We start from the raw sequence: 26757 nt of genomic DNA, 5'->3' as shown, positions 1-26757 counted from the left end.
CGTCACTTCCTTAACGTGGCGTTCAACCTTTGTTCGAGCGAGGTGAGGATGTTTTGCGTCGTGGTATTCACCTCATCGTCATTAAGAGTGCGCGATGGATGCTGCCAGGTCAAGCCAACTGCAAGGCTTTTTCTATGCGGATCAATGCCTTTACCCTGATACACGTCAAATAGCCTGAGGTCTGTCAGCCATTCACCTGCATTTTCACGGATTACGTCCAGTACGGCAGTGGCCGCAACGTCTTTGTCCGCCAGCAGTGCCAGGTCACGACGCACTTCAGGAAAGCGCGATAACTCCTGGAATTCAGGCATTTTTCCCAATGCCACTTCGGCCAGAACCAGCTCGAATACGAAGACCGGACGGTCGAGACCGAGGGTTTTCGACAATTCAGGGTGGATCGCGCCAACAAAACCTATCAAACGGCCTTCACGCTCGATGCGCGCGGTTTGGCCCGGGTGCAACGCAGGGTGTTTGCCCGGCACGAACGTGAACGTATCCAGTGCACCGGCGAAGCCCAGTACCGCTTCCACATCGGCTTTGACGTCGAAGAAATCCACGACATCGCGACCTTGTGCCCAGCCTTCCGGCAGACGGCTACCGCATACCACACCGGCCAACATGGGCTCTTGCTTCAGGCCTTCCAGCTGACCGACAAAGCGTAGGCCGCTTTCGAACAGACGGACGCGATCCTGCTGACGGTTAAGGTTGTGCTGAAGCGCCTTGACCAGACCAGGCCACAGGGACGAACGCATGGCAGCCATGTCGTTGGAAATCGGGTTGGCCAGCAGCAGCGGCTCGACACCCGGATTAAACAACTCGAATTGTTTCGGATCGATGAAGCTATAAGTGATCGCTTCCTGGTAACCACGGGCTACCAGCAGGCGACGCAACTCAGGCAGATCGCTACGCGCTTCAGCCTTGGCTTGCGGCGCCAGTCGGGCTTGCGGGTAGCGAACCGGCAGACGGTTGTAACCGTACAGACGGGCCAGCTCTTCGATCAGATCGACTTCCAGACTGATATCGAAGCGGAAGCTTGGCACTTCTACGCGCCACTGCCCTGCCCCATCGGCGGTAATGGTCAGGCCCAAAGCGCTGAGCAGACGTTCGACTTCGGCCGAATCCATTTCCATGCCCAGCATCTGGGTGATGCGCTGGGCACGCAGGGTGATCGGCGCGATCGACGGCAGGTGCTGCTCGCTGACGGTTTCGATGATCGGGCCAGCTTCGCCGCCGGTGATGTTCAGTAACAGGCCAGTGGCCCGTTCCATGGCTTCACGGGCCAGTTGCCAATCCACGCCACGCTCGTAACGGTGTGAGGCATCGGTGTGCAGGCCGTAGGAGCGCGCCTTGCCAGCGACAGCAATCTGGTCGAAGAACGCGCTTTCAAGGAAAATATCGCGAGTGGTCGCGGTGTTGACACCGCTGTGCTCGCCCCCCATGACGCCGGCGATAGCCAAGGCACGGGTGTGGTCTGCAATCACCAGCGTATCGCTGCGCAGGCTGACTTCCTGACCATCAAGCAGAACCAGCTTCTCGCCTTCTTCGGCCATGCGTACGCGGATGCCGCCGTTGATTTCGGCGAGATCGAACGCGTGCAGCGGTTGACCCAATTCCAGCATCACGTAGTTGGTGATGTCGACGGCGGCGTCAATGCTGCGCACATCGGCACGACGCAGACGTTCGACCATCCACAGCGGCGTAGGCTTGGATAAGTCAACGTTACGGATCACGCGCCCCAGGTAACGCGGGCACGCGGCTGGCGCGAGGACTTCAACTGAACGCACTTCGTCGTGCACAGCGGGAATGCTGGCAATCGCCGGGCGCACGACCTGGGCGGCATAAAGCGCACCGACTTCGCGGGCCAGACCGGCCAGCGACAGGCAGTCACCGCGGTTCGGGGTCAGGTCGACCTCGATGCTGGCGTCGTCGAGGCTCAGGTACTCACGAATGTCCTGACCGACCGGCGCATCGGCCGGCAATTCCATCAGGCCATCGTTGCCTTCGCCGATTTGCAACTCGGCCTGGGAGCACAGCATGCCGTTGGATTCAACGCCACGCAGCTTGGCTTTCTTGATTTTGAAGTCGCCTGGCAGTTCGGCACCCATCATGGCAAACGGGATCTTCAGGCCCGGACGCACGTTTGGCGCACCGCACACGACCTGGAAAGTCTCCGAGCCACTGCTGACCTGGCAAACACGCAACTTGTCAGCGTCCGGGTGCTGTTCGGTGCTCAGCACCTCGCCAACCACCACGCCACTGAATTCACCGGCGGCCGGCGTAACGCTATCGACCTCAAGACCGGCCATCGACAGACGGGCAACCAGCTCGTCGCGACTTACCTGCGGGCTTACCCAGCCACGCAGCCATTGTTCACTGAATTTCATCCTGCTCTCCTAAGAATTCGTTACGACTAGCGAAATTGCGCGAGGAACCGCAAGTCGTTGTCGAAGAACAGACGCAAGTCGTTCACGCCGTAACGCAGCATGGCCAGACGTTCAACGCCCATGCCGAAGGCAAAGCCCGAAAACTCTTCCGGGTCGATCCCGGACATGCGCAGCACGTTCGGGTGAACCATGCCGCAGCCCATGACTTCCAGCCAGCCAGTCTGCTTGCAGACGCGGCAGCCTTTACCGCTGCACATCACGCATTCCATATCGACTTCGGCGGATGGCTCGGTGAACGGGAAGTACGAAGGACGGAAACGCACGGCCAGTTCTTTTTCGAAGAACACGCGCAGGAACTCTTCGATGGTGCCTTTCAGGTCGGCGAAGTTGATATCGCGGTCGACCAGCAGGCCTTCGACCTGGTGGAACATCGGGGAGTGAGTGATATCGGAGTCGCTACGGTACACACGGCCTGGGCAGACGATGCGGATCGGCGGCTGTTTCGATTCCATGGTGCGGACCTGTACCGGCGAGGTATGGGTGCGCAGCAACATGTTGGCATTGAAATAGAAGGTGTCATGCATCGACCGGGCCGGGTGATGGCCTGGGATGTTGAGCGCTTCAAAGTTATGGTAATCGTCTTCGACCTCAGGGCCTTCGGCAATGCCGTAGCCGATGTGGGTGAAGAACTGTTCGATACGTTCCAGAGTGCGAGTAACCGGATGCAGACCACCAGAGGTCTGACCGCGGCCAGGCAGGGTTACATCAATGGACTCGGCAGACAGTTTGGCGGCCAGGTCGGCCTCTTCAAACAGCGCCCTGCGCGTATTGAGAACCTCTGTGACACGCTCCTTGGCAACGTTGATCAGCGCGCCGACTTGCGGGCGCTCTTCTGCCGGCAAATTCCCCAGGGTCTTCATCACCTGAGTCAATTCACCCTTTTTGCCAAGGTAGTGAACCCGGATTTGCTCCAGGGCATTGATATCTTCAGCGCTTTGCACAGCCTCTAGTGCTTGAGAGACGAGCGCATCCAGGTTTTCCATGTACAGACTCCAGATACAAAATAGGGGAAGAGCTTGAAGGCTCTTCCCCTATTTATGACGTTTAACACCTGACCCCACAGAGGTGGGGCCGGGTGACTGTCGGGGGTACTTAAGCCAAGGTGGCTTTAGCTTTCTCGACAATCGCAGCAAACGCCGCTTTTTCGTTCACTGCCAGATCAGCCAGAACCTTACGGTCGATCTCGATGGACGCTTTTTTCAGGCCGGCGATGAAACGGCTGTAGGACAGACCGTTGATACGTGCACCAGCGTTGATACGAGCGATCCACAGAGCGCGGAACTGACGTTTTTTCTGACGACGGTCACGGTAGGCGTATTGGCCTGCCTTGATTACCGCTTGCTTGGCAACACGGAATACGCGCGAGCGAGCGCCGTAGTAGCCTTTAGCAAGTTTCAGAATTTTTTTGTGACGTTTACGGGCAATGACGCCACGCTTTACACGAGCCATGAGTTACTTCCTCTATTCTTGACTAAAATTAACGAAGGCGCAGCATGCGCTCGACTTTTGCCACGTCAGACGGATGCAGCAAGCTGCTACCGCGCAGTTGACGCTTACGCTTGGTCGACATTTTAGTCAGGATGTGGCTCTTGAAAGCGTGCTTGTGCTTGATACCGTTAGCAGTTTTCAAAAACCGCTTAGCAGCACCACTTTTAGTTTTCATTTTTGGCATGTTCGGATACTCCGCATTCAGTTGATAAACATAATCAGAAGGCCTGCCGTGCCCTATTGATTACTTCTTCTTTTTCGGGGCGATGACCATGATCAGCTGGCGTCCTTCCATCTTAGGATGCTGTTCGACCGAACCGTACTCGAGCAAGTCACTCTCAACTCGCTTGAGGAGTTCCATCCCCAGCTCCTGGTGGGCCATCTCACGGCCGCGGAATCGCAAGGATACCTTGGCCCTGTCCCCATCACTCAGGAAACGTACCAGGTTGCGCAGTTTTACCTGGTAATCCCCTTCCTCCGTCCCTGGACGAAACTTGATTTCTTTAACCTGAATCTGCTTCTGGTTTTTCTTGGCCGCGGCAATCTGCTTCTTCTTCTCGAAGATCGATTTGCCGTAGTCCATCAGTTTGCAAACAGGGGGTACTGCATCGGCGGAAATTTCCACCAAATCCAGTTTGGCCTCTTCAGCCTTAAGAAGCGCGTCTTCAATTGACACAATCCCAAGCTGTTCACCTTCAGCTCCAATTAACCGAACCTCGCGTGCCGAGATATTCTCGTTGATCGGGGCTTTCGGTGCAGCTCGTTTATCTTGTCTCATTTCACGCTTAATAATAATTACTCCGAATCTGGGCGACCACGCCGGGAAACCGCTTGCGCGAGAAACTCAGCGAACTGGGCGACGGGCATCGAGCCCAGGTCAGCACCTTCACGAGTACGCACAGCGACAGTCTGCATCTCGACTTCCCGATCTCCGATAACCAAGAGATAGGGAACCTTGAGCAAAGTATGCTCGCGGATTTTAAAGCCGATCTTTTCATTTCTCAAGTCAGACTTGGCACGAAATCCGCTTTCATTGAGGGTTTTTTCAACCTCAGCGGCAAAATCAGCCTGTTTATCAGTGATATTCATGATCACTGCCTGGGTCGGAGCCAGCCACGCGGGGAATGCACCCTCGTAGTGCTCGATCAGGATTCCGACGAAACGTTCGAACGAACCCAGGATCGCCCGGTGCAACATAACCGGGTGCTTGCGACTGTTGTCTTCGGAGACGTATTCGGCTCCCAGACGGACAGGCAGGTTAAAATCGAGCTGAAGGGTACCACATTGCCAGACGCGACCGAGGCAATCTTTCAGCGAGAACTCGATCTTCGGCCCGTAGAACGCCCCCTCGCCCGGCTGTAGATCGTACGGCAAGCCAGCGCTATCAAGGGCGGCAGCCAGTGCAGCTTCGGCGCGATCCCACAGCTCGTCGGAACCGACGCGTTTTTCCGGACGAGTGGACAGCTTCATCTCGACGTCTTTGAAACCGAAGTCGGCATAGACGTCCATGGTCAGCTTGATGAACGCAGCGGATTCGGCCTGCATCTGCTCTTCAGTGCAGAAGATGTGAGCATCGTCCTGAGTGAAGGCGCGAACGCGCATGATGCCGTGCAGTGCACCCGACGGCTCGTTACGGTGGCAGGCACCGAACTCGGCCAGACGCATCGGCAGCTCGCGGTAGCTTTTCAGGCCCTGATTGAACACCTGCACGTGGCACGGGCAGTTCATCGGCTTGATGGCGTAGTCGCGGTTTTCCGACTGAGTGGTAAACATGTTGTCGGCGTAGTTGGCCCAGTGCCCGGATTTCTCCCACAGGCTGCGATCAACGACTTGTGGAGTCTTGATCTCCAGGTAACCGTTGTCGCGCTGAACCTTGCGCATGTACTGCTCGAGCACCTGGTACAAAGTCCAGCCGTTCGGGTGCCAGAACACCATGCCCGGCGACTCTTCCTGGGTGTGGAACAGGCCCAGACGCTTGCCGATCTTGCGGTGATCGCGCTTTTCAGCTTCTTCGATGCGCTGGATGTAAGCCGCCAACTGCTTCTTGTCCGCCCATGCGGTGCCGTAGACGCGCTGCAATTGCTCGTTCTTGGCATCGCCACGCCAGTAGGCGCCGGACAGCTTGGTCAGCTTGAAGGATTTCAGGAAGCGCGTGTTCGGCACGTGCGGACCGCGGCACATGTCGACGTATTCTTCGTGATAGTACAGGCCCATGGCCTGCTCGTTCGGCATGTCTTCGACCAGACGCAGCTTGTAGTCTTCGCTGCGGGCCTTGAACACTTCGATCACTTCGGCGCGCGGAGTGACTTTTTTGATCACGTCGTAATCTTTTTCGATCAACTGCTGCATGCGCTGTTCGATCGCAGCCAGGTCGTCCGGCGTGAAAGGACGCTCGAAGGCGATGTCGTAATAGAAGCCTTCGTCGATGACCGGACCGATGACCATCTTCGCAGTCGGGTACAGCTGCTTGACCGCATGACCCACCAGGTGGGCACAAGAGTGGCGAATGATCTCCAGCCCCTCTTCATCCTTTGGCGTAATGATTTGCAGCGAAGAATCGCTGTCGATGATGTCGCTGGCGTCGGCCAGCTTGCCATTGACCTTGCCGGCCACGGTGGCCTTGGCCAGACCGGCACCGATGGATGCGGCGACCTCGGCTATGGAAACCGGGTGATCGAATGAACGTTGACTGCCGTCGGGAAGAGTAATAGTTGGCATGGCGCCTCCTCTCCTAGTGGTGACCCCTACCAAAGGTCACGTGGGTTGGGATGAGCCAGTACAAGATCCGATCCAGGCCATTCAATGACGAACGCCTGCCTTACAGCGGCAGGAGCCTTGCGGCCAACCGGAAAACCGAACCAGAGTGACTGGGATTCAAATCAGGGTTATTCGAGCCGCTGCCGCTGCCGGGACTGAAGGTCATCCGGAGCTTGCAAACGCCCAAGCGAGGCATGCTAGCACAGATGAACGGTCATCGCGGCGGCAAGGTTTTCTGCGGGGGCAAATCAGGCATTTTTATGCCAGAGTGCTGAACTTGAACGCCGCTTTACCCCTCAGATAACAAGACATTGACCCAAAAGGAGCATCCCAGCATGCGTCTGAATCGTTTATTCGCCATCGTCGCACCCGTCGTTCTGTTGCTGCCGCTGGCTGCCCATGCCGATTGGCCAAAGGGCGAGCGCGAGAAATACATGGCTCAGTGCACTCAGGCGGCCACTCCGCAGATCGGCGCTGCAGCAGCCAAGTCACATTGCGCCTGTGGCGCCGATGCAATCAAATCGTACCCGGCCAGCGACATTCAGGCCCTGATGGACAACAAGGCCAGCCCGGATTTGCAACAGAAGGCGCTGGGTCAGATAGCCAAATGCAAGGCCAATGCCCCGGCGAAAAAGTGAGAAAAAAATCCTTTTGACGCGACCAAACGCTGATAAAAAAGGATGGATTTCAGCTTTTCCGTACGATTTATGAAGGTTTTTCAGCTTTTTTTATTGTCTTTACTTTCGACTGAAAGCCTTTTAAACCGGGGCTTTCAGCCATACAAAGCAACAAAGAAAACACGACTGCAGGGCAAACAGCACAGCCGGGGGGCTCCCAAAGCGAACATTTCGACTATGATACTCCGGTGTGCCCAGTTGGCCTGAGCAGCACAGTACTACTGAAAATATATGTTTCTTGGAGATACACCATGTCTAATCGCCAAACCGGCACCGTTAAATGGTTCAACGATGAAAAAGGCTTCGGCTTCATCACTCCTCAAGGTGGCGGTGACGACCTGTTCGTACACTTCAAAGCTATCGAAAGCGACGGTTTCAAAAGCCTGAAAGAAGGCCAGACCGTTTCCTTCGTGGCTGAGAAAGGCCAAAAGGGTATGCAAGCTGCACAAGTCCGCCCAGAGTAATTTTCTGGCGCACTAAAAAAACCCCGTCCATGTGACGGGGTTTTTTATGGCCGAAGCAAAAGCCTGAAGCAATCAGCCGCAGTTGACGCGGGTGACCACCAGGTTGTTGTCGGTGTTCAGGTTCAGGCGATCGGAGCGGTACTCCAGGGTCACCATATCATTGGGCTTGAGGAACCGGGCATTCTGCGCGCCAGCGCGGGTACGTGCCTGCTCCAGCAATTGGGGCGAAGCCTTTTTGCCAATGGTGAATTCGGCAGCTTTTGCTTCACAACGGCTGTGGCCGGTATCGGTCGCCACGGGATCCTTTGCCGACTCGGTGGACGTACTGCTGCAACCGGCCAGCAAGGTGGCGGCCAACAAAGTACCCAATGACGCGAGCTTCCAAGGCATGAAGCCTCCTTTTTTCAATAATTAAGCTGAGATCGTGCGACCGCCATTTTGGCGTTTGGTTTCAAGGCGGGCTATCGCGTCGCCCTCGATAGCGGCGAGTGTGCCTGAGCATCGGCACGCCGTTTATCCCTCAATCGTGACTGAATATGAACAGCGCTCAATAGACGTCGATGTAGTCGAAAGGCGGCTTCGGCCAGTTCTCCTTGAGCGCATTGAAAATCTGCATCACCCAGACCTCGTCGCTGGCCGCGACCAATCCGACATAACCGGAACCCTTGGCCCAGGTTTCCAGGCGAAACAGCAACCCGTCGATGTCCGTGCCACCCACAATACCCGATGAAATGTAGGCGATGCCGCCCTTGGTGACCCGCAACTGAGTGTGTACATCGTCGCTGGCAGAGGCCAGCAACTGACGCACCGCTTCGAGGGTCAAGCCGCGGGGAGTGTTCAAATCGATCTGCACAGCACGGTCCTTGAAAATTCGTCAAAGACCAAGTGTCGCATAGCCCTCCCCTCATGCCTAAGTCGCAGTGCCAAACGCCGCGCAAAATGGTTAACTCGATACTCAGCCTTTCCGACTTCACGAGCGCCATCATGACCACCGTAAGCATCGACGCCGACATCAAAGCCAAGTGGCCACAGGGCCACAGTTCTTACAGCCCGGGTAGCCCGGAAGAGCTGGCAATCATTGGTATCGATTTGCTGGTCAAGGAACTGGGAACACAAGCCGCACAGACATTCATCAAACAGGTGCTCGAGAAGTACCCCGCCGACTATAAGGGCGCAATAGAGACCGAGTAGCGCAAAAAACCGCAGGCTGACACCTGCGGGCCTATGACTTACTTCAGGCGAGCCAGACGCTGGGTCAACAGGTCGAAGAAGCCCTGAGCGTCGCCGCTTTCAACCCAGAAGGCATTTTTCGGAGCCTTCAGCCCGTCATACCAGTCGACAATGGTCTGGCCGAAGGTCGGCCCTTCGCGGCTATCAACCACGACGTTGACCGAACGCCCCGTGAACAGCTCTGGCTTGAGCAAGTAAGCGATGACCGTGGCGTCATGCACCGGGCCACCCGGAATGCCGTAATGCTCCATGTCGCCTTTGACGTATTCGTTGAGGATATTGCCCACCAGCTTGCTGGCATTGTTGTTCAGGGCGGCGATCTGCTTCAGGCGTGCTTCACTGGTCAGGATCTTGTGGGTCACGTCCAGCGGCAGGTAGGTCAGCTTGACGCCACTTTTGAGCACCACTTGCGCAGCATGCGGGTCGGCGAACAGGTTGAATTCGGCCACCGGGGTAATGTTGCCGCCATTGAAATGCGCACCGCCCATGATCACCACTTCCTTGATGCCCTGCACGATTTCCGGCTCCTGGATCAGCGCCAGCGCCAGGTTGGTCTGTGGACCGAGCATGGCGATGGTGATGCTGTGGGGTTTGGCGGCCTTCAGGGTATCAATCAGATAGTTGACTGCATTGCCTTCGGCCAGGCCTTTCTTCGGCTCGTGCACCGTGACACCCGACAAGCCTTCCTTGCCGTGGATGTTCTCGGCATAGATCGGCGTGCGCATCATGGGTTTCGGCGCGCCCGCGTAAACGGGTACCTCCTCGCGCCCTGCCCACTCGCGGGCCAGACGCGCATTACGTGAAGTCTTGTCCAGACGCACATTACCGGCAACGGTGGTCAGCGCACGAATATTCAGCTCTTCCGGCGATGCCAGGGCAAACAGCAAGGCGACCACATCATCGGCACCTGGATCGGTGTCGATGATCAAGTCGATCGTTTCCGCCGCTTGGGCGCTCGTTGCGGTAATCAGGGACAAAAGCAGCAGACTCCGAAGCAGATGATGCAATTTCTGAGCATAGCGGTACATAGCGCACTCCTTGCGCGTGGGAAGAACGGGTCGTTAGAACGTTACTCCAGCCACCAGAACGATGTTGCAGTACGGCTGACATTCGCCTGTACGGATAATCGCCCGTGCTTGTCGGCTGAGCACTTTGAATTGGTCATGACTGAGCAGCTCGCGCCGCCCCAGCGCACCGTCGGCATTCAACTCATCCAGCGCGCTCAAGGCCGACGGTTTCTTGTCCAGAATTTCATGGGCCAGCACATGGCTTTCGACCTGCATTTCGCTGAGCACGACCTTCAAGGTACTGACGAAATCCGGAATCCCGTGGGTCAAAGCCAGGTCGATCAATTCGACGCCGGGCGGAACCGGCAGGCCGGCATCGCCGATCACCACCGTATCGCCATGACCCAGAGAGGCGATCAGCCGTGACAGCGCAACATTGAGTAAAGGGGTCTTTTTCATGGTGCGTTAAAAGCCTGTACGTCGGACAAGGTGGGAATCGAAGGTTGCGCGCCAGCCCGGGTGACCGACAGCGCAGCGGCGACCTGGCCGAAACGGATCGCATCGGCCTCGCTTTTGCCGGCCGCCAACGCCGCAGCGAAACCACCGACGAACGTGTCGCCGGCTGCGGTGGTATCGACCGCCTTCACTTTCGCTGCCGGGAAATGCTCGAAGCGTTGGCCATCGGCGAACAGTGATCCTTGAGAACCCAGGGTGATGATCACTTTGCCGGCGCCCATGGCGATCAAGCGGGTGGCGGCGGTTTCGGCAGTGCTCAGGGAATCCACTGGCAAACCGCTCAGGGCCCAAGCTTCGCTTTCGTTGGGGATCAGATAATCGATGGCCGCATACCAATCCGCTGGCAGCGGGCGACTGGCCGGCGCCGGATTAAGAATCACGGTTTTACCCAGCTCACGACCCCGCTTCAGAGCATGGCCGACTGTGGCATCCGGTACTTCCAGCTGACAGATGATGACATCCGCCGCTTGTAATACCGCGTCGAAACGGTCGATCACTTCGGGCGTGAGCGCACCGTTGGCACCGGCAACAATCACGATCGCGTTCTGACTGTTGTCATCGACCACGATTAACGCCACGCCACTGGAATCTTCGACCGTGCTGACTGCCTGGCAATCGATCTGCTCGGCCAACAACGCCCCGCGCAGCGCTTCGCCATAGGCGTCGTTGCCGACACAACCGACCATCGACACCTGCGCCCCCAGCCGCGCCGCGGCCACGGCCTGGTTCGCGCCCTTGCCACCGAAAACCGTGGCAAACGATTTTCCAATCAGCGTTTCACCACCACGGGGCAGCCGTGGCGCCCGGGTTACCAGGTCCATGTTCAGGCTGCCTATTACCACTACTTTTGCTGGCATACATCACTACTCGTCAATTCTGTTTCTGCGGTGCTTTTTCAGCGGTATTGGGAGAATGTACTGGCCAGCGGCGCAGTCGATTCACGCAGGACAATACTGGGCGTCACGATGCGCTGATCGGTTGCCAGATCCGGCGTGGCAATCCTGCGCAACAGCACTTCGGCCGCCATCTCGCCAAGCTGCAGGATCGATTGACCAACGGTGGTCAGCGCCGGATAGACGTAACGGCTCATCTGAATATCGTCGAAGCCGATCACCGACAACTCGGTGGGCACACGAATATTGCGCTCGGCAGCGGCGCGCAACACACCGATGCCAATCATGTCGTTACCGGCGAAGATCGCGCTGGGCGGGTTGTTTTCCAGCAGGATCGCGGCGGCGTTGTAACCACCGGTGCTGGTGAAGTCGCTCTCCAGCATGCGCTCGCGCGGCACTTCGACGCCTGCCTCTTTCAAGGCGCGGCAATAACCGGCCAGACGCATCTGCGCCACGCTGGTGCTCGCCGGCCCGCCAATCGTGGCGATGTCCCGATGCCCCAGATCCAGCAGGTGCCGGGTCGCCAGGTAGGCACCGTATTCATGATCGATGCGTACCAGATCGGCATCGAGACCTTCGAGCCCTCGGTCGACGATCACCATCGGCGTACGCACACCCGCCAGACCTTCGGCCAGACCGCTATCCCCTCCGGCCGACGCTACGATCAGGCCGTCAATGCGTTTTTCCAGCAACACGCGAAGGTAGCTGCGTTGCTTGTCCGGGTTGTCGTCGGAGTTGCAGAGGATGACGCAATAGCCGTTGCGCTCGCAGTGATCCTCGATGCCACGGGCCAACTCGGCGAAGTACGGGTTGAGGCTGTTGGGCACCAGCAGGCCGATGGTCGCGGTAGTTTTCGCTTTCAACGACCGGGCCACGGCGCTGGGCACATAGTCGAGGCTTTTGATCGCCGCCTCGACCTTGAGCCGCACTTCTTCACTGACCGGCCGCGTCTTGTTCACCACGTGGGAAACCGTGGTGTAGGAAATGCCCGCGAGTGCCGCTACATCCTTGATTGTTGCCATGACTCAGGTCCGCCGGCTTGCGCGCTGACTGCGATAAGTATCGAGCACCACCGCCACCACGATAACCGCACCGGTGATGATGCGCTTGGTGGGTTCGGTCGCGCCGATCTGCGCCAGACCGGCCGCCAGTACCGAGATGATCAGGACGCCAAAGAATGTACTGATGACCGAACCGCGTCCGCCCATCAGGCTGGTGCCGCCGATCACGACCGCGGCGATCACCTGCAGCTCCAGACCGGAGCCGGCGTTCGGGTCCGCCGCTTCCAGGCGCGAAATCTGAAACAACGCAGCGATCCCGGCCAGCAGCCCCATCAGGCTGAAGACCATGATCTTGTAGGGCTTCGGATTGATCCCGGCAAGACGCACGGCTTCTTCGTTGGTGCCGATGCCGATCAGGTAACGACCGAAAACGGTACGCGTCAGCACGGCCTGGGCGATGAAGATAATCAGCAAGGCGATGATGAATGACGGCGAGATGCCAAACGCGATCGGGTTGGACAGCCAGGCGAAGGCATCACCGATGTAGGCAGTGCGCGAACCGGTCATTTGATACGCCAGGCCTCGCGCCATCTCCAGCACGCCGAGGGACACGATGAACGATGGAATCCGCCAGGCCACGGTGATCGAGCCGGTGATGGTCCCGGCCAATGCCGCTACCGCCATGCCGACCAAGGCCGCGGGCAAGACGCTCCAGCCCCAACCGAGAATCGCCACGCTGACCGCCGAAGCCGCGAGCGCAAGCACCGACCCCACCGACAAGTCGATACCGCCGATGATCAATACGAAGGTCATGCCGACTGCCAACACCATCAAATCGGGAATCTGGTTGGCCAGGGTGCTGAAGGTGTCATAGGACAGGAAATGGCTGCTCAAGACCGAGAACAGCGCGATCATTGCCAGCAAGGCACCGGCCAGGCCCAGATAAGTACCGAGGCCGTAAAAATTGCCACTACGTTTGCCGGCCAAAGATGCAGTATTCATGGAAGGTCCCTAGGCGCTGCTTCGTTGAGCAGCGCATCACGTTTTTGGTAGCCGGCGAATGCGGCGGCAAGCAAATCATCCTGGGTCCAGCTGTCCCGCTCGAAGGTGTCGATCAGACGCCCTGCCGACAACACACCGATGCGATCGCAGATCAGCATCAGTTCACGTAAATCGCTGGATACCACCACCAGCGCCTTGCCCTGACGGGTCAACTCGCCGAGTAATGCATAGATATCGAACTTGGCGCCGACGTCGATACCACGGGTCGGCTCGTCGAACAGCATCACCGTGCAGTCGCGCTCGAGCCAGCGGCCGATCACGACTTTCTGCTGATTGCCGCCGGATAATTCCGAAACCAATTGCGTCGGGCTGGAACTGCGAATGCGCATGGCGTTGATCTGACGCTGGGCCAGAGAAATCTCGTCACCGTTGTTGACGAAGCCACCGCTGGAAATCACCGGCATATTGCCCAAGGCGATGTTGGCACTGATCGATTGCGTGAGCAGCAGGCCTTCACCCTTGCGATCTTCGGTGATCAGCGCGATGCCATGACCGACCGCGTCGGCTGGCGAACGAATATTCACCACCTGAGCCGCCGCCCCCAGCGCGACGGTGCCGCTGTCAGCTGTATCGGCGCCGAAGATCAAGCGCAACAACTCGGTGCGCCCTGCCCCGATCAAACCGGAAATCCCGAAAATCTCACCGGCGCGCACTTCGAAGGACACGTCTCGAACCTTATCGGAACGGGTCAGCCCTTTGACCGTCAAGGCCGGCGCGCCAATATTGCGCGGCCCCATGTCGATGTGCTCGCCCAATTCACGGCCGACCATCAGGGTGACCAGTTGCTCGCTGTTGTAATTGGCCATCGGCTCGACGCAGACCAGGTTGCCGTCGCGCAATACCGCGATGCGCTGGGCCACCCGTGCCAGTTCTTCAAGGCGGTGGGAAATGTAGATGATCGACACGCCACGAGCCTGCAGGCGCGTGATCTGCTCGAACAGCATTTCGACTTCACGGGCCGTGAGCATGGCTGTCGGCTCATCGAGAATCAGCACGTGGCAATCGCCGATCAGGTTGCGAGCGATCTCGACCATTTGCTGATGACCAATACCCAGCTCACCAACCAACGTATCCGGATCGATGGCGTCCAGTCCGACCTGGGCCATGGCCTCGATCGCCGCCTTGCGCAATTGCTTGCGGCTGATCCAGCCACCGTGGCTGGGCAGGTTGTCGAGAAACAGGTTTTCCGCCACCGACAATGTCGGCAACAGATTGAGTTCTTGCATGACCATGCGGATGCCCAGCTCTTCGGCCTGGCTCCGGCTGCCGGGACGGTAATCCTGCCCCTGGAATTGCATCTGGCCGGCAGTCGGTGTGACCAGCCCGCCAATGATCTTCGACAAGGTGCTTTTACCGGCGCCATTCTCGCCGGTCAGCGCCAGCACTTCACCGCGCATCAGCGTCAGGTCGATGCCGGTGAGGACAGGTTGAGCATAGGTCTTACCGATCCCGCTGACCGAAAGGACAGCGCTCGGGGCGCAAACGGACATAAAAACGCTCCATGTGCTCGCCCAAGAGGCGAGCACCGTTGTGTTGCCAGAAGGACTACTTGGTAATCAGCTCTACCGGAGTTTCGATGACGCCGTTGACGCCGCTATCGACTTTCTTGCCGCTGATGATGTTCAGCGCCGTCTCGATGCCGAACACCGCTTGCCGGGCAGCAAACTGGTCGGCGGTGGCCAGGACGCGGCCATCCTTGAGCATTGGCTTGATGGCGTTGATATTGTCGTAACCGACCACTTGCACCTTGCCGGCCTTGCCCGCCGCGCGCACGGCAGATACTGCGCCGACGGCCATGCTGTCGTTGCCGGCCAACAGAGCCTTGATGTTCGGGTATTCGCTGAGCATCGACGAGGCAACTTTACCGCCCTTGTCGATTTCCCAATCACCGGATTGCAGGGACACGACTTTGATCTGCGCCGCTTCCATCGCATCCTTGAAGCCCGCCGTACGCTGCTGGGCGTTGGTGGTGGTGGAAACGCCTTCAATGATGCCGACTTCGTCACCCGCCTTCAGTTGTTTGGCCAGGTACTCACCCACCAGACGCGCGCCTTTGCGGTTATCCGGGCCTACGAATGGAACGGTGATGTTTTTGCTTCTGACCACGGCCGGGTCCAGCTGGTTATCGATGTTGATCACAGTGATGCCGGCATCGACCGCTTTCTTGATAACCGGGACCATAGCCTTGGAGTCTGCCGGAGCGATGACCAATGCATTGACCTTGGACAAAATCATTTGCTCGACGATGCGCGTCTGGCCGGCCGTGTCCGTTTCGTCCTTGATGCCATTGGAGATCAGCTCGAAGTCGCCGGAGTGATCTTTCTGGTAAGCCTTGGCGCCATCTTCCATGGTCAGGAAGAATTCATTGGCCAGGGATTTCATGACCAATGCGACTTTAGGTTTTGCAGGGGTTTCGGCGAAAGCCGAAGAGACGGGCAACGCAGCGGACGCGGCAGCCAGCATGGCGACAGCGAGAAGACGTCCAGCAAATGGCAGCTTCATGGGTGCACTCCGATCTTATGATTATTCTGAGCAACGCTTGCGCTGGACTCTCCCTGGAATCCTGACTTCACTGGATCAAGCCCTGAGACAACCGCGCAAACGTTTGCGTAGACAGAACTATGCGAAGACTATGGAGTTTTGTCAACGACCCGTTTTGTGTCTCGGCTGGTCTTTTACATCACGCCGTGGTGCTGACCAGATTGCCGCTGCTGGAACCCTTGGCCAGCTCTTTCACCAGATTGCCCGTCACTTGCGCAAGCGCAGCACTGGTATCGGCAATTTGCCCCTGAATCGACATGACAGCGGTGGCCTTGGCTTCCGGAGTCGGATAATTCGCTGCCTGAGTAGCTGCCAGTTGCTGCTGCTGTTCACGCAATTGCTGCTGAAGTTCCTGCATGCGTTTGAGCAATACCTGCACCGCAATACTTTGATTGCTGCTTTTTCCGGATTTGGTTTCGCCCGGAGTCTGCGTACCGCCACCGGTTCTGACTTGATTCTCACTACCCGCCTCTTCACCCAGCGCTTGAGCCGAGGCGTCGGATGTCGCCTCACTCAAGGCATTGATGGTCGCCGCAGACTTGCTCGCGATAGTGATGGCACCTGCATTTGGAAAACCGACAGCAAACGACATGTGAACTCCTGGAAAAGATCCCTTTAAAAGAGCATCGACCTGCGCGCCAGTTTCTTTAGCACTGATTGTCGATTTTGCAAGGCGACTTTCTAAATGGGAGTCGGAGAGCCGAACGCAAAAGTTATCCATGTTCGGGAACCCGGACGAGCGAGCGCGAACACTTTTCCGAATGTTTCAATAATTTATATAAAAATCATGGGTTTAAAAGATCGCGTTGTTGAATGTCAGGCTGGTACAGATCCTGCTCTTCCTCTACACCCCCGGCGTTCAGATTTGCCTGGGGCGCTTCTAGATGAATTTGGCTGTCTCACTACTAGAGAAAACAATAATGAAATCTGTCTTCAACACTTTTATTCCGGGCGCTTTGGCCCTCCTGCTTCTGCTTCCGACCGCCCTTCAGGCAAAAGAAGCCGAAACAAAACAGAAACTGGCGAACGTGGTGATCCTCGCCACCGGCGGCACCATCGCGGGCGCGGGTGCCAGCGCCGCCAACAGCGCCACCTATCAAGCGGCGAAAGTCGGTATCGAACAGTTGATCGCAGGGGTTCCGGAACTGAGCCAATTGGCCAACGTTCGCGGCGAACAGGTGATGCAGATTGCTTCCGAAAGCATCACCAACGATAACCTGCTGCAACTGGGTCGCCGGGTGGCTGAGCTGGCCGACAGCAGTGACGTCGATGGTATTGTCATCACCCACGGCACCGACACGCTGGAAGAGACTGCTTACTTCCTCAACCTGGTGGAAAAAACCGACAAGCCGATCATCGTCGTCGGCTCCATGCGCCCAGGCACCGCGATGTCGGCCGACGGCATGCTGAACCTGTACAACGCCGTCGCTGTGGCCAGCAGCAAAGACGCACGCGGCAAAGGCGTACTGGTGACCATGAACGATGAAATCCAGTCGGGTCGCGACGTCAGCAAAATGATCAATATCAAGACCGAGGCATTCAAAAGTGCCTGGGGGCCATTGGGTATGGTGGTCGAAGGCAAATCCTACTGGTTCCGCTTGCCGGCCAAGCGCCACACGATGGATTCGGAATTCGACATCAAAACCATCAAGAGCCTGCCTGACGTCGAAATTGCCTACTCCTATGGCAACGTCAGCGACACCGCCTACAAAGCCTTGGCTCAATCGGGCGCCAAAGCCATCATCCACGCCGGCACTGGCAATGGCTCGGTCTCGTCCCGCGTAGTTCCCGCCCTGCAAGCCCTGCGCAAGGACGGCGTACAAATCATTCGTTCCTCTCACGTCAATGCCGGTGGTTTCGTGCTGCGTAACGCCGAACAGCCCGACGACAAGTACGACTGGGTTGTGGCGCATGACCTGAATCCGCAAAAAGCCCGCATCCTGGCCATGGTCGCATTGGCCAAGACCAATGACAGCAAAGAACTGCAACGGATGTTCTGGGAATACTGATCCACCCTCGCCCGACCTGTCCTGGTCGGGCAAGGCGGTCACCACTCGCCAGCCTTGGCGAGTGGTTCATGACCTATTCCGATAAAAAATTTCCCATCGTCCTACACCAAACGGAAAAAACTACTGTCAGAGGATTTTCTTGAATTTTAAGCAGTTGCGAAAATGCCTACAGTTAAATACTGTATGCCCGTACAGCTTAATAAGGATAATTCCGTGGCCACTACCTCTCTCCCTCCTGATACCTATGAACGCCTGGGTATGCGGGTTCAGAAAATCATCAATTCCCCCACCGCTCAGAAAGCCAAAGCAGCACTGATCTTCCGTCTCCCCGATGAACCGGTGGATGAGTGGGAACGCTTGCTCGAAGAAATCGACGAGAACGACAACGTCACCCTTGCCCATCGCGACGATGGCGGTGTGCAGATTTTCTGGGTTGTGCCGAAGGAAGACTGAGTCAATGAGTGTCCGCTGGTTTGCTTTACTGCTTCTGTGTATCACCCTTGGCGCCCAGGCTGGCGCCCCTCGCACCTTTAACGAAGCCAAGAAAGTCGCGTGGAAGTTGTACGCTCCGCAATCCACCGAGTTTTATTGTGGCTGCAAATACACTGGCAACCGCATAGACCTCGCGGCCTGCGGTTATGTGCCGCGCAAAAATGCCAAACGCGCCTCGCGCATCGAGTGGGAGCACATTGTCCCGGCCTGGCAGATCGGCCATCAGCGCGAATGCTGGCAACAAGGCGGTCGCAAGAACTGCACACGCTACGACCCGACCTATCAGAAAGCCGAGGCCGATCTGCACAATCTGGTGCCGAGCATCGGCGAGGTGAATGGCGATCGCAGCAACTTCAGTTTCGGCTGGTTGCCAGTGCAAACCGGTCAATACGGTTCGTGCCTGACGCAGGTCGACTTCAAGGCGAAGAAGGTCATGCCTCGCCCTTCCATTCGCGGCATGATCGCCCGGACTTATTTCTACATGAGTAAGCAATACGGCTTGCGCCTGTCAAAACAGGATCGGCAACTGTATGAAGCCTGGAACAAGACCTATCCGGTTCAGGCCTGGGAACGTCAACGCAATCAGAGCGTTGCGTGCGTGATGGGGCGCGGCAACGAGTTTGTCGGCCCGGTGGACATGAAAACCTGCGGCTGACCGGCCGCTGAAAACACAAAGGCCTGGGGCATCACACCTCAGGCCTTTGTTCGTTTCCAACCGCCGTTTTCTGTTTATTGAGCCGTCGGATGTTCGACCACCAACGCCTCGATATTCCTTTTCTTTGCCCGGGTGAGCGCTGCCGTCACCTCAGCTTGCTTGGCTTGTGCCTCGGCTTTGGAATTAAACGGCCCTATCAGGATACGAACCTTTCCATTCTCCCTGATGACGCTGGAAACGAAGCTATGCTCAATCAACCAGCCGCTCAGGTCACTGACCGCCTGAGGAGTTTCGCCGCGCACCTCGACGTCCCATTGTGGACCGGTTGTCGCTGCGGGCGCGAAGGCGACTGCCGGTTGCGGCTTTTGAGTGCCAGCCTCCTTAGCCTTATCGCACCCGACCAACATCAATACTGCGATTACCAAGGCCACTTTGCGCACAACGCTTCCCTCTGAATGCTGAAAGCGACGATTTTAACACTCATGGATCCGACTCGAGTGCCGCAAAATGGGCGCAAAACAACGAGAATGATGGGTGCGGCCTCTGTATAGTTACGCCTTGGGAATTAATGCAGCATCTGCGCGTCAGAAAGAGGCACCCAAACCGCGAGACTTCGCACTAATCTATAAATATACCGACCTCTGCACTGTCCGAATCAGGTGCCCTACAAGCAATCAAGGAGAAAACCATGCTGATACTCACCCGCAAAGTCGGTGAAAGCATAAACATCGGTGACAACATAACGATCACCATTCTGGGCGTTAGCGGCCAGCAAGTCAGGATTGGCATCAACGCCCCGAAAGACGTTGCGGTGCATCGCGAAGAAATCTATCAACGTATTCAGGCTGGCCTGACCGCTCCAGACAAGCCACAAACCCCCTGAATCCTGCTGTGGTCAGTAGCCAGCCTATTCAGCCTCGAACAACGGCTGGCTAAAGATTCAAGCACCGCATCGTTCTCCGCCCAGCCTTTTTGCTATGCCTTTGCACCGTGGAGCCGATACTAGCGCCCTCGCCTCACGCCTGACTGTCAGACGTTTCGGATCTGCTGCGAGAAAGGGCTTTCTCGTCCCCGGCTAGCTAAACGCGACCCCTCGCGCCATGCCCGTGGCGGCCACAACCATCAGCACCAGCAACAGCGCTTCGATATGACTGATACGGGCAAACAGCGTTGCGCGCCGGGTATCGATCGCCGCCCCACGCCCCAGCGCAATCCGCCATTTGATCAGCGCCACCATCGGGGCAATTTCAAGCAGCAGAATAAGGACAAAGAGGGTCATCTTGAGGTGGAACAGCGGTTGGTGAAGGTAGTAATCAGTGCCTTTTTCATACCCACCAAAAGCTCGCATCCCTCCCGTGACCAAGAGAGTGACTGCAGAGATCCCCCACAGATTATCCGCAACCAAAACACTGCGCGCCTCCCCCATCCCGGCAATCAAGCGACGTAACGCCGTACCGCGAGTCAGTACCGCCCAGAAACCTAGCGCAAAGGCCAAGAGGTGAATCGCCGCCAGAAACCAGTGAACCAGCATCGGCATACTCCTTACAGACGAAGTTGAAACAGCCCTACAGTAGTAGTCCATTCGAGGGGATTTGCCCACGCACCTGGTTTTGCTGATTACCCGTACATCACCACCGCCGGGGCGATCAAGGGCCGGGGTTTCAACGCCAGGCTCAATTGGCAAATCGCACGCACAAAAAAGCCGGGCTCCTGATGGATACCCGGCTTTTTGAGAACTTTGGATTTAATCCGTTCTTTTTGAGGTCGAAGTGCGAGCGTTGCTCAATCCTTTCGCATTGTGATCACCGGGTGTAGAGGCCGAAATGGCAGAAGCCTTCGTTACTCCCCGCGTATCCCGGGAATTCGCAATACCCGAAGTCACCGAACCATGGCCGCTATCACCATTACGATCGTTACCGTAGTGGTTACCACTGAGGCCACGGTCGCGAACAGCTTTGCCTGCGTGATCACTGCTCAAACCATTACCGTGGCCATTGCTGACACCGCCGGAATGGCCGGAACTACCGTGGCCACCGCCGTTACCGCCGCCATTGCCACCACCATTACCACCACCATTGCCGCCGCCGTTACCACCACCACCACCACCACCCTTCGCATAGGCGGAACTCATGATGGACAGGTCAGCAGGCAATAATGGGGCGGCTGCGAGCATCATCACGCATGACATGACGGCTGCAAAACTCTTGTTTTTTAATAACATGGGGAGATTCCGTGTGGTTGATATTGCACGGAGTAATTGACTGTTTCGGTGGCACACAGTTCAACAACCGACGACCAGCGGGCAGGCAATGTGCAATTATCGAAAAAAATGCACATTGCTTCCCGTGATTTACAGGTCGTTATGGTGCGGGGACGCGATTGAATGGGTCAGCTTCATATCAATCGAATGCGCCATTGAGTACCTCGTAGATGATCCCAGTAGCGATCGCCACCAATATCAAGTCAGTGCCAGCCTGGCGCCACTCGTAGCCATCGTAATGCGGAAGTCTGCCGAGTAATCGGCCATCGAGTTTTTTGGCGATCCCCGGCGGTAGCGGTTTTCCGCGGGCGAGGTTTTTCTGAATGCCGGGGGGCAAGGCAGGCCCGGGGCTCCAGTAGTCGCGATAACCACCCAGGACGCCGAGGACGCTTCCATGGTTGATGCTCGGGCCGTGACTCCAATCGTCACCCCCTGAACCTTTGCCTTTGTTTCCATGACTGGCATTGCCATGGTCCTGGCTGTTTTGTGGATTTCCCTTGCCGCTTCCCTGGCCCTTCCCGTTTCCCGGGTCGGCCAATGCAGTCATTGAACCGGACGCCAAGGCAAGACACGTCATAGCGGCAATCAACGAGCGAGATCTAAACATATCCGTTCTCTCAGAAAGGGGATGGCCCCTGCAATGTATAGACGGTTATGGCTGTGTTAGTTCAGAAACTATGTTCGCTGGGGGTGGGCCATGGGCTCAAGTTAAATCGCAGAGAACAAAAAAGGGCCCACCTTTCGGTGAGCCCCTCTAGACCGCCCAGCAGAGCGGATTTTGTTTGGTAGGCGCGATTGGACTCGAACCAACGACCCCCACCATGTCAAGGTCTGCTTGAGCAAGCTGCAAGCCTTGGTGCTCAAGGGTTTCACAGAACGCCCATTCACATTATGAGGCGTCAAAAATGGCCAATTTCCGCTTACTTCCGTCCGGCAACTGGAACGCACAGGTACGGGTAAAGGGTAAATCTCCACAGTCGAAAACCTTCAGCACCAAAGCTGAAGCAGAGTCATGGGCGAGCCAGGTCGAAGCTGTGACGATGGATCGCAAGCACCACACCATTTACACGCTGGGCATGACGTACTGCGAAACGATGCTCAAAGGTAAAGGCAGCTACGACCACGCAATGAAGATCGTGGAGCATCTGGGCAAGCACTTCACGCAGCCCATTCACGAAATCACCCCGCAGATGATCAACGACTTCAAGATCATGCGATTGAAGAAGGTAAAGCCTTCGACGTGTAGGACGCAGCTCGCCTTCATGTCGCGGTTCTACAGATTCGCTAAACGCGGATTGCTGATCGACATCCACAACCCAGTCAGCGATATCGCACTGCCAAAGCTTGATCGGTCTTCTGACAAGGTGATCCGTGCGAGTGAGCTTGAGCTGTTGCTGGCCAAACTGTCTCCCACCATGAAGCTCATTGTTGAGCTGGCATATGAGACTGCCATGCGGCGATCTGAAATCCTAAAGCTAACCAAAGACTGCCTACACCTCAAGGACCGTATTGCTGATGTGATTGACGGAAAGAACGGCACACGATCCGTTCCCCTCACCCACCGTGCTATAGAGATTCTTGAACTCGCCCAGCTATGGGCCACTGTGGAGCGCCACCCCAACAACCTGCTCTTCACTGTCACTCCACACGCAGTATCTCAGGCCGTGCGTCTTGCACGCGTAAAGGCCGGACTTGATAGCAGCGTCCGACTGCACCAGCTCAGGCACACCAGAATCACCAATGTGGCGAAGAAAGGATTCAACAACGCCCAGATCATGATCGTCTCAGGACACAGAGATACTCGATCCGTAGCGCGTTACTCTCACTTGAACGTCAGAGATGTGCTGCACCTTATTGATTGACCAACCGGATGGGCTGCCAGCCTCGATTAACTGAAGGGTTGGCGGCCTCGAAAACTCGTCAGAAACCAACGGTAAACCCAAGCATAACCTGCACTGAATTCGTCATGCTCCAATCACCCACTTCCATTCCACCCAGTGTTTACGAGGTGAACTGACCGTCTGGGCTAAGCAAAGGGCGTATTCCGCACCGAAAATCGGTTTCATAAAGATTCGAACTGAAAAGGGCGAAGAATAGACTGAGCCAAATGGTGCAAGAGCAACTTTCTAGATCAACAAGTTCACGTCGCGTCAACTAGCTGGTTGACAAGAAACGGGGGGGCGTGTAGAATTCGCCACTTCAACCAAACATACCGAATACGTCCCGCACCCATACAGTGCCAGATGATCGGTGTTGTTGCGTCTGCAAATTGGCTGACCACCACCGACGGTCAATGCAAACCATGAGAAATGCCATGAACATTGCAAAAGCAAGCAAAAACAACCACGAGGTCGCCGACATCAAATAGCTGAATTCAATACTACTTCGTAGAAAGAATACTGCCGATGATGCCGACCAATGTGTCGGTATTTTTTTGCAAAAATTTCAACATACGGAGGTATATATGAACATCGACCCTACCTAACTCGCCTGCACTGCATCGGCCATGCATTAGCAAGTTGCCGCGACAAAAAATATACAGGCACAACCAAATAGAGGTGAACGCCAACACAAAACAACACAAGGAGAAATAGAAAGTGTCGAACTACATCGTTGTAGACAAAGAATCAAATCTGATCGTAAAAATTATTTGCTCAAGCGTCAAGCCGAGACTAATCGCAAAGTATCGAGCGATACGGGCGTCCGATGCCATTTTGGCTAAATATGATAAAAGGGCCGGACTGCGGTCCCGAAACGGAACTTTGGTAGACGCCGGAGAGCTAGCGAGTGTCAGCCCTGCGTTTCTTGAGTTGTTACAGGCACGGGGCTAGAGCCACTATTTGCTGGTCTAAACTCATGCAAAAAAGCCTACCCCTACCTACCCTATGGGCTGGGTGTTTTTACATGGGTTTCAGCCAGCATATGCGGGGGTGTAATTGCCAGTATTTGGTAAAGCACACCCTCAGAAAAATACTTGGATAACTAAATCGGCAATACCCGAGAGGAATGCCTATGAAATTGAACTGAACAAGGAGAACCACAATGAGCAACATGCCCCCCGCTATCCCCACGAAGAATCTGATCACCGTTGATGGCTTTGTAGTAGACAAGCTCACGGGAGAAATTGTTAAACCATCGGCCTTTTCCACCCTGGCTTACTATCAGCCGAGCCTACATGACTGCCGAAGCGTGGACGACTTTGAACGCTACTTAACGTTTGTTGATCGACGCAAATTACCTGCACATACCCTGCACCTACTACGTGATGAGGTGGACTATGCTCGTGGCGTGTGGTGTCGCGAAGGAGTCGATTGTCGTATCACGGTACCCCAGCAAAGGTTGTTGGAAAGACTGCATCAGCTCGTTGTGTACCGCAATGTTATCTTCATGACGCAAGCCTCCTTGGCAAGTGCGTTAGGCACTGTCGAGTCAAACCTGATGAAGAAGTTGAAAGTGCTGGAAGAGGCGAATCTGTTGCGTGTGACCACTTCGCGAAATGGCAACATGCGCAAGGGTGAAATCAAACTCGCTATTAACCCTCGATTCGTTTTCAGGGGAGGCGACTACTCGCGTGGAGAGTACGTTATGGACTGGTATCGCCCTGTTGACGGGCTGTCTTCGAGACTGGAAGACGCAAATGAGCTGGGTCAATGCATCAATATGGCTGCGTAGTAAATACGTAGCTTTTTTAAAAAATCTACGCAAGAAATCGCCTGTAGGCCACGTAAATCAAGGGGTGTGAAAAAGTCCTATTAGTCCTATTATATAAAAGAAGTTTCTTCGGCGACGCCGACGAAGGAACTCTGCGGTAAGCGACAGCTTACAGCTTACAGCTTTAAATCCATTGGGACGAAGCGTCCACAGTTACACACTGAAAACTGGCACCTACCTGCATCGTCCCGATTCTGGATCAACACTCCAGTTAATAAAATGAAATCAATACACATCCAAGCTCTTGCTCTTGATCTGCTCCCACCGAAGGTGATGTGTATAAACTGTCAGCGTCCGCTGACGGGGGAACACTGAATACTTCCGTATTCATTTCTGCACCAACAAACAAGATCAAGATCACAAGCGAAGAGCTGGGTTTGTGTAAATTTCATTTAATTACTAGAGTACATCCGAAGGAAAGTCGGCGGTCACGCCGTAGCTGAGTACAGTTGAAAGCTCACGCTTTCGATGCGAACACTTTGGTGCAAACACACTTCAGCGGAGCTGGGAAGGTATCATGCTCAAAGCTCCGCTTTACGTGTGCAACAGTTATCTTGCGTGTGCAACAGCTACCGGAGGTAGAAGTAGAGGAACACCACAACCAGAACGACGAATATCAAACGTCCTTGGATTACGTCAGAGTTGGTTTTGTCCACCTTGATCTGTTTGTAGGTGTCCACGTCGCTCAAGCCTTGTGTCTTGTAGTGCATGATCTGATTGATCTGTCGGTCGAGCTTTGTGTTGTGGGCGTCATTGCTTCGCATGGTTAGCCCCCACACGATCAACCAAAGACCTCCGGTCAGCACGGTCATAATCACGTGCAAGATGTGGTTCGTGCTCTTCTTTTGGCTGGTGAGTACAAATAGCTTCTCGTTCATGATTCATCCCTGCGACATGGCTGGTGGTTTGAGTGGAGTTTCTTGGGAATTGAATTTATCCCAAATTCAGATATCTGAAAACCAGATATAGGTTGAGGGCTGCCCACCCGTAGCCATTCAGCCATGCCCAAGACCATCTATAGACCCGAACACGCCGTGCTTCTGTCGTTGCTGAAGAAGCACAGGAAAGCGGCTGGCCTAACTCAAGTCCAGTGCTCAAAGGCTCTGGAGCGTCCACAGTCCTTTATGAGTGACGTTGAAAGCGGGACACGTCGTTTGGATATCGTGCAGCTTCGCGACTTGTGCAAAGTCCTGGGAGTTGGTCTTGCAGAGCTAGTAGAGGAATTTGAGAATTTACTACTGGTCGAGGGCTCAGTTGCCGCTCGTTGCCTCGATCCAGAAAAGTGACCTTGCGGAGTTGTTCGCACATGCCTTACCGCTCAGCACCACAAATCCGCTCGGTCGATCAATCACAGTCCCTACTTCTGCTGGACAGGGTAAACCAATAGTTGCCAAGCAATTTTTGCCGCCGTGTTGTGCTGCCGATGATTCTGAGGCGGCAGGATGTGCCCGCCCGCAATTGCGATTTCGTCTCCACAGCCAGTGCACCTATAGATTCCGGGGTGAGGGGCAGCGGTTCCGGGGGAATGAGTTCCATCAAATGCGTTATCG

Annotated in this window: 31 protein-coding genes and 1 tRNA gene; 10 read left to right on the top strand and 22 right to left on the bottom strand. The window is 55.9% G+C overall.

What is annotated here, in order from left to right; all coding sequences use genetic code 11:
- Positions 1 to 2: 2 nt before the first annotated feature.
- The 6 genes from pheT to thrS all read right to left on the bottom strand — a co-directional run bounded on the left by pheT (position 3) and on the right by thrS (position 6650).
- The gene (gene pheT / locus ABH909_RS14010) at positions 3 to 2384 is read right to left on the bottom strand and encodes a phenylalanine--tRNA ligase subunit beta (RefSeq protein ID WP_429433956.1); all 2382 of its coding nucleotides are present in this window, start codon (positions 2382 to 2384) and stop codon (positions 3 to 5) included.
- Between the two features lie 26 nt (positions 2385 to 2410).
- Positions 2411 to 3427, bottom strand: a complete 1017-nt coding sequence (gene pheS, locus ABH909_RS14005; RefSeq protein WP_429433953.1) for a phenylalanine--tRNA ligase subunit alpha — start codon at positions 3425 to 3427, stop codon at positions 2411 to 2413.
- A gap of 109 nt (positions 3428 to 3536) precedes the next feature.
- Positions 3537 to 3893, bottom strand: coding sequence for a 50S ribosomal protein L20 (gene rplT / locus ABH909_RS14000; protein ID WP_007905879.1), 357 nt, complete (start codon positions 3891 to 3893; stop codon positions 3537 to 3539).
- Positions 3894 to 3921: 28 nt separating this feature from the next.
- Complete coding sequence (gene rpmI, locus ABH909_RS13995; protein WP_002553160.1) at positions 3922 to 4116, bottom strand: 50S ribosomal protein L35; 195 nt, start codon at positions 4114 to 4116, stop codon at positions 3922 to 3924.
- 60 nt (positions 4117 to 4176) lie between these two features.
- Positions 4177 to 4728 (bottom strand): translation initiation factor IF-3, encoded by a 552-nt coding sequence (infC, locus tag ABH909_RS13990; protein ID WP_429439892.1) that lies wholly within the window; start codon positions 4726 to 4728, stop codon positions 4177 to 4179.
- Complete coding sequence (gene thrS / locus ABH909_RS13985) at positions 4728 to 6650, bottom strand: threonine--tRNA ligase (protein ID WP_429433951.1); 1923 nt, start codon at positions 6648 to 6650, stop codon at positions 4728 to 4730. The genes infC and thrS overlap by 1 nt, the downstream gene beginning before the upstream one ends.
- Before the next feature lie 374 nt (positions 6651 to 7024).
- Between thrS and ABH909_RS13980 the strand changes: the two genes are divergently transcribed.
- Positions 7025 to 7327, top strand: a complete 303-nt coding sequence (locus tag ABH909_RS13980) for a hypothetical protein (protein ID WP_123498778.1) — start codon at positions 7025 to 7027, stop codon at positions 7325 to 7327.
- Between the two features lie 290 nt (positions 7328 to 7617).
- Positions 7618 to 7830: a cold-shock protein gene (locus tag ABH909_RS13975; protein WP_003179963.1), complete on the top strand. Its 213-nt coding sequence runs from the start codon at positions 7618 to 7620 to the stop codon at positions 7828 to 7830.
- Between the two features lie 72 nt (positions 7831 to 7902).
- Here the strand turns inward: ABH909_RS13975 and ABH909_RS13970 are convergent, their stop codons facing one another.
- Positions 7903 to 8220, bottom strand: coding sequence for an I78 family peptidase inhibitor (locus ABH909_RS13970; protein ID WP_095631479.1), 318 nt, complete (start codon positions 8218 to 8220; stop codon positions 7903 to 7905).
- A gap of 157 nt (positions 8221 to 8377) precedes the next feature.
- The gene (locus ABH909_RS13965) at positions 8378 to 8683 is read right to left on the bottom strand and encodes a hypothetical protein (protein WP_429433948.1); all 306 of its coding nucleotides are present in this window, start codon (positions 8681 to 8683) and stop codon (positions 8378 to 8380) included.
- A gap of 131 nt (positions 8684 to 8814) precedes the next feature.
- On the opposite strand from ABH909_RS13965, the gene ABH909_RS13960 reads away from it, so the two are divergent.
- Positions 8815 to 9021, top strand: coding sequence for a hypothetical protein (locus ABH909_RS13960; RefSeq protein WP_429433945.1), 207 nt, complete (start codon positions 8815 to 8817; stop codon positions 9019 to 9021).
- A gap of 38 nt (positions 9022 to 9059) precedes the next feature.
- On the opposite strand, the gene ABH909_RS13955 is transcribed toward ABH909_RS13960, so the two are convergent.
- The 8 genes from ABH909_RS13955 to ABH909_RS13920 all read right to left on the bottom strand — a co-directional run bounded on the left by ABH909_RS13955 (position 9060) and on the right by ABH909_RS13920 (position 16672).
- Complete coding sequence (locus ABH909_RS13955) at positions 9060 to 10088, bottom strand: nucleoside hydrolase (RefSeq protein ID WP_429433943.1); 1029 nt, start codon at positions 10086 to 10088, stop codon at positions 9060 to 9062.
- 33 nt (positions 10089 to 10121) lie between these two features.
- On the bottom strand, positions 10122 to 10526 hold the full coding sequence (gene rbsD, locus ABH909_RS13950) for a D-ribose pyranase (protein ID WP_429433940.1): 405 nt from the start codon (positions 10524 to 10526) through the stop codon (positions 10122 to 10124).
- Positions 10523 to 11440, bottom strand: a complete 918-nt coding sequence (gene rbsK / locus ABH909_RS13945; RefSeq protein ID WP_429433937.1) for a ribokinase — start codon at positions 11438 to 11440, stop codon at positions 10523 to 10525. Before rbsK ends, rbsD begins: the two co-directional genes overlap by 4 nt.
- 38 nt (positions 11441 to 11478) lie before the next feature.
- Positions 11479 to 12498: a LacI family DNA-binding transcriptional regulator gene (locus ABH909_RS13940; RefSeq protein ID WP_429433934.1), complete on the bottom strand. Its 1020-nt coding sequence runs from the start codon at positions 12496 to 12498 to the stop codon at positions 11479 to 11481.
- Between the two features lie 3 nt (positions 12499 to 12501).
- Positions 12502 to 13479 (bottom strand): ABC transporter permease, encoded by a 978-nt coding sequence (locus ABH909_RS13935; RefSeq protein ID WP_429433931.1) that lies wholly within the window; start codon positions 13477 to 13479, stop codon positions 12502 to 12504.
- Positions 13476 to 15029, bottom strand: coding sequence for a sugar ABC transporter ATP-binding protein (locus ABH909_RS13930; protein WP_429433928.1), 1554 nt, complete (start codon positions 15027 to 15029; stop codon positions 13476 to 13478). The genes ABH909_RS13935 and ABH909_RS13930 overlap by 4 nt, the downstream gene beginning before the upstream one ends.
- 55 nt (positions 15030 to 15084) lie before the next feature.
- Positions 15085 to 16041, bottom strand: a complete 957-nt coding sequence (locus ABH909_RS13925; protein WP_429433926.1) for a sugar ABC transporter substrate-binding protein — start codon at positions 16039 to 16041, stop codon at positions 15085 to 15087.
- A gap of 178 nt (positions 16042 to 16219) precedes the next feature.
- A complete protein-coding gene (locus tag ABH909_RS13920) occupies positions 16220 to 16672 on the bottom strand; it encodes a hypothetical protein (protein ID WP_429439889.1) in 453 nt (150 codons plus the stop codon).
- Positions 16673 to 17000: 328 nt separating this feature from the next.
- On the opposite strand from ABH909_RS13920, the gene ABH909_RS13915 reads away from it, so the two are divergent.
- From ABH909_RS13915 to ABH909_RS13905, 3 genes are all read left to right on the top strand, one after another.
- The gene (locus ABH909_RS13915; RefSeq protein ID WP_429433923.1) at positions 17001 to 18089 is read left to right on the top strand and encodes an asparaginase; all 1089 of its coding nucleotides are present in this window, start codon (positions 17001 to 17003) and stop codon (positions 18087 to 18089) included.
- A gap of 162 nt (positions 18090 to 18251) precedes the next feature.
- Positions 18252 to 18542 carry a DUF1654 domain-containing protein gene (locus ABH909_RS13910; RefSeq protein WP_429433920.1) on the top strand — a complete coding sequence of 97 codons (291 nt, stop codon included), beginning with the start codon at positions 18252 to 18254 and terminating at the stop codon, positions 18540 to 18542.
- Positions 18543 to 18546: 4 nt separating this feature from the next.
- Positions 18547 to 19236, top strand: a complete 690-nt coding sequence (locus ABH909_RS13905; protein ID WP_429433919.1) for an endonuclease — start codon at positions 18547 to 18549, stop codon at positions 19234 to 19236.
- Between the two features lie 74 nt (positions 19237 to 19310).
- On the opposite strand, the gene ABH909_RS13900 is transcribed toward ABH909_RS13905, so the two are convergent.
- Positions 19311 to 19676: an SPOR domain-containing protein gene (locus ABH909_RS13900; protein WP_429433916.1), complete on the bottom strand. Its 366-nt coding sequence runs from the start codon at positions 19674 to 19676 to the stop codon at positions 19311 to 19313.
- Between the two features lie 248 nt (positions 19677 to 19924).
- Between ABH909_RS13900 and csrA the strand changes: the two genes are divergently transcribed.
- Positions 19925 to 20119 carry a carbon storage regulator CsrA gene (gene csrA / locus ABH909_RS13895; RefSeq protein WP_007905913.1) on the top strand — a complete coding sequence of 65 codons (195 nt, stop codon included), beginning with the start codon at positions 19925 to 19927 and terminating at the stop codon, positions 20117 to 20119.
- Between the two features lie 192 nt (positions 20120 to 20311).
- Here csrA and ABH909_RS13890 read toward each other — a convergent pair whose 3' ends face one another.
- From ABH909_RS13890 to ABH909_RS13875, 4 genes are all read right to left on the bottom strand, one after another.
- Positions 20312 to 20767: a DUF2214 family protein gene (locus ABH909_RS13890; RefSeq protein ID WP_429433913.1), complete on the bottom strand. Its 456-nt coding sequence runs from the start codon at positions 20765 to 20767 to the stop codon at positions 20312 to 20314.
- 213 nt (positions 20768 to 20980) lie between these two features.
- Positions 20981 to 21457, bottom strand: a complete 477-nt coding sequence (locus tag ABH909_RS13885) for a hypothetical protein (RefSeq protein ID WP_429433910.1) — start codon at positions 21455 to 21457, stop codon at positions 20981 to 20983.
- A 178-nt stretch (positions 21458 to 21635) separates the two neighbouring features.
- Positions 21636 to 22103 carry an anti-virulence regulator CigR family protein gene (locus ABH909_RS13880; RefSeq protein WP_429433908.1) on the bottom strand — a complete coding sequence of 156 codons (468 nt, stop codon included), beginning with the start codon at positions 22101 to 22103 and terminating at the stop codon, positions 21636 to 21638.
- A 176-nt stretch (positions 22104 to 22279) separates the two neighbouring features.
- Positions 22280 to 22350, bottom strand: a tRNA-Val gene (locus tag ABH909_RS13875).
- Between the two features lie 51 nt (positions 22351 to 22401).
- Here ABH909_RS13875 and ABH909_RS13870 point away from each other — a divergent pair.
- Together ABH909_RS13870 and ABH909_RS13865 are read left to right on the top strand one after the other, a co-directional pair.
- Positions 22402 to 23358: a tyrosine-type recombinase/integrase gene (locus ABH909_RS13870; RefSeq protein WP_429433905.1), complete on the top strand. Its 957-nt coding sequence runs from the start codon at positions 22402 to 22404 to the stop codon at positions 23356 to 23358.
- Positions 23359 to 24538: 1180 nt separating this feature from the next.
- Complete coding sequence (locus tag ABH909_RS13865) at positions 24539 to 25168, top strand: replication/maintenance protein RepL (RefSeq protein ID WP_429433903.1); 630 nt, start codon at positions 24539 to 24541, stop codon at positions 25166 to 25168.
- A 608-nt stretch (positions 25169 to 25776) separates the two neighbouring features.
- On the opposite strand, the gene ABH909_RS13860 is transcribed toward ABH909_RS13865, so the two are convergent.
- On the bottom strand, positions 25777 to 26085 hold the full coding sequence (locus tag ABH909_RS13860; RefSeq protein ID WP_429433901.1) for a hypothetical protein: 309 nt from the start codon (positions 26083 to 26085) through the stop codon (positions 25777 to 25779).
- Positions 26086 to 26208: 123 nt separating this feature from the next.
- Between ABH909_RS13860 and ABH909_RS13855 the strand changes: the two genes are divergently transcribed.
- On the top strand, positions 26209 to 26493 hold the full coding sequence (locus tag ABH909_RS13855; RefSeq protein ID WP_429433898.1) for a helix-turn-helix domain-containing protein: 285 nt from the start codon (positions 26209 to 26211) through the stop codon (positions 26491 to 26493).
- Positions 26494 to 26757: the final 264 nt, after the last annotated feature.

Origin of the sequence: Pseudomonas sp. BS3782 TE3695 (genome assembly GCF_050435305.1) — a bacterium.
Classification (GTDB): domain Bacteria; phylum Pseudomonadota; class Gammaproteobacteria; order Pseudomonadales; family Pseudomonadaceae; genus Aquipseudomonas.
The sequence above is the reverse complement of the archived record's forward strand: the minus strand, read 5'-3'. Positions and strand labels throughout refer to the sequence as shown.

Excerpts from the sequence above, each read along its gene's own strand:
- rbsD (WP_429433940.1), bottom strand. The coding sequence starts at position 10,526 with ATGAAAAAGACCCCTTTACTCAATGTTGCGCTGTCACGGCTGATCGCC.
- ABH909_RS13915 (WP_429433923.1), top strand. The coding sequence starts at position 17,001 with ATGAAATCTGTCTTCAACACTTTTATTCCGGGCGCTTTGGCCCTCCTG.
- ABH909_RS13910 (WP_429433920.1), top strand. The coding sequence starts at position 18,252 with ATGCCTACAGTTAAATACTGTATGCCCGTACAGCTTAATAAGGATAAT.
- ABH909_RS13960 (WP_429433945.1), top strand. The coding sequence starts at position 8,815 with ATGACCACCGTAAGCATCGACGCCGACATCAAAGCCAAGTGGCCACAG.
- ABH909_RS13865 (WP_429433903.1), top strand. The coding sequence starts at position 24,539 with ATGAGCAACATGCCCCCCGCTATCCCCACGAAGAATCTGATCACCGTT.
- ABH909_RS13970 (WP_095631479.1), bottom strand. The coding sequence starts at position 8,220 with ATGCCTTGGAAGCTCGCGTCATTGGGTACTTTGTTGGCCGCCACCTTG.
- ABH909_RS13975 (WP_003179963.1), top strand. The coding sequence starts at position 7,618 with ATGTCTAATCGCCAAACCGGCACCGTTAAATGGTTCAACGATGAAAAA.
- ABH909_RS13885 (WP_429433910.1), bottom strand. The coding sequence starts at position 21,457 with ATGTTATTAAAAAACAAGAGTTTTGCAGCCGTCATGTCATGCGTGATG.
- ABH909_RS13925 (WP_429433926.1), bottom strand. The coding sequence starts at position 16,041 with ATGAAGCTGCCATTTGCTGGACGTCTTCTCGCTGTCGCCATGCTGGCT.
- ABH909_RS13920 (WP_429439889.1), bottom strand. The coding sequence starts at position 16,672 with ATGTCGTTTGCTGTCGGTTTTCCAAATGCAGGTGCCATCACTATCGCG.
- ABH909_RS13905 (WP_429433919.1), top strand. The coding sequence starts at position 18,547 with ATGAGTGTCCGCTGGTTTGCTTTACTGCTTCTGTGTATCACCCTTGGC.
- rbsK (WP_429433937.1), bottom strand. The coding sequence starts at position 11,440 with ATGCCAGCAAAAGTAGTGGTAATAGGCAGCCTGAACATGGACCTGGTA.
- pheS (WP_429433953.1), bottom strand. The coding sequence starts at position 3,427 with ATGGAAAACCTGGATGCGCTCGTCTCTCAAGCACTAGAGGCTGTGCAA.
- ABH909_RS13855 (WP_429433898.1), top strand. The coding sequence starts at position 26,209 with ATGCCCAAGACCATCTATAGACCCGAACACGCCGTGCTTCTGTCGTTG.
- ABH909_RS13890 (WP_429433913.1), bottom strand. The coding sequence starts at position 20,767 with ATGCTGGTTCACTGGTTTCTGGCGGCGATTCACCTCTTGGCCTTTGCG.
- ABH909_RS13980 (WP_123498778.1), top strand. The coding sequence starts at position 7,025 with ATGCGTCTGAATCGTTTATTCGCCATCGTCGCACCCGTCGTTCTGTTG.
- csrA (WP_007905913.1), top strand. The coding sequence starts at position 19,925 with ATGCTGATACTCACCCGCAAAGTCGGTGAAAGCATAAACATCGGTGAC.
- rpmI (WP_002553160.1), bottom strand. The coding sequence starts at position 4,116 with ATGCCAAAAATGAAAACTAAAAGTGGTGCTGCTAAGCGGTTTTTGAAA.
- ABH909_RS13870 (WP_429433905.1), top strand. The coding sequence starts at position 22,402 with ATGGCCAATTTCCGCTTACTTCCGTCCGGCAACTGGAACGCACAGGTA.
- pheT (WP_429433956.1), bottom strand. The coding sequence starts at position 2,384 with ATGAAATTCAGTGAACAATGGCTGCGTGGCTGGGTAAGCCCGCAGGTA.
- ABH909_RS13880 (WP_429433908.1), bottom strand. The coding sequence starts at position 22,103 with ATGTTTAGATCTCGCTCGTTGATTGCCGCTATGACGTGTCTTGCCTTG.
- rplT (WP_007905879.1), bottom strand. The coding sequence starts at position 3,893 with ATGGCTCGTGTAAAGCGTGGCGTCATTGCCCGTAAACGTCACAAAAAA.
- ABH909_RS13930 (WP_429433928.1), bottom strand. The coding sequence starts at position 15,029 with ATGTCCGTTTGCGCCCCGAGCGCTGTCCTTTCGGTCAGCGGGATCGGT.
- ABH909_RS13955 (WP_429433943.1), bottom strand. The coding sequence starts at position 10,088 with ATGTACCGCTATGCTCAGAAATTGCATCATCTGCTTCGGAGTCTGCTG.
- thrS (WP_429433951.1), bottom strand. The coding sequence starts at position 6,650 with ATGCCAACTATTACTCTTCCCGACGGCAGTCAACGTTCATTCGATCAC.
- ABH909_RS13940 (WP_429433934.1), bottom strand. The coding sequence starts at position 12,498 with ATGGCAACAATCAAGGATGTAGCGGCACTCGCGGGCATTTCCTACACC.
- ABH909_RS13935 (WP_429433931.1), bottom strand. The coding sequence starts at position 13,479 with ATGAATACTGCATCTTTGGCCGGCAAACGTAGTGGCAATTTTTACGGC.
- ABH909_RS13860 (WP_429433901.1), bottom strand. The coding sequence starts at position 26,085 with ATGAACGAGAAGCTATTTGTACTCACCAGCCAAAAGAAGAGCACGAAC.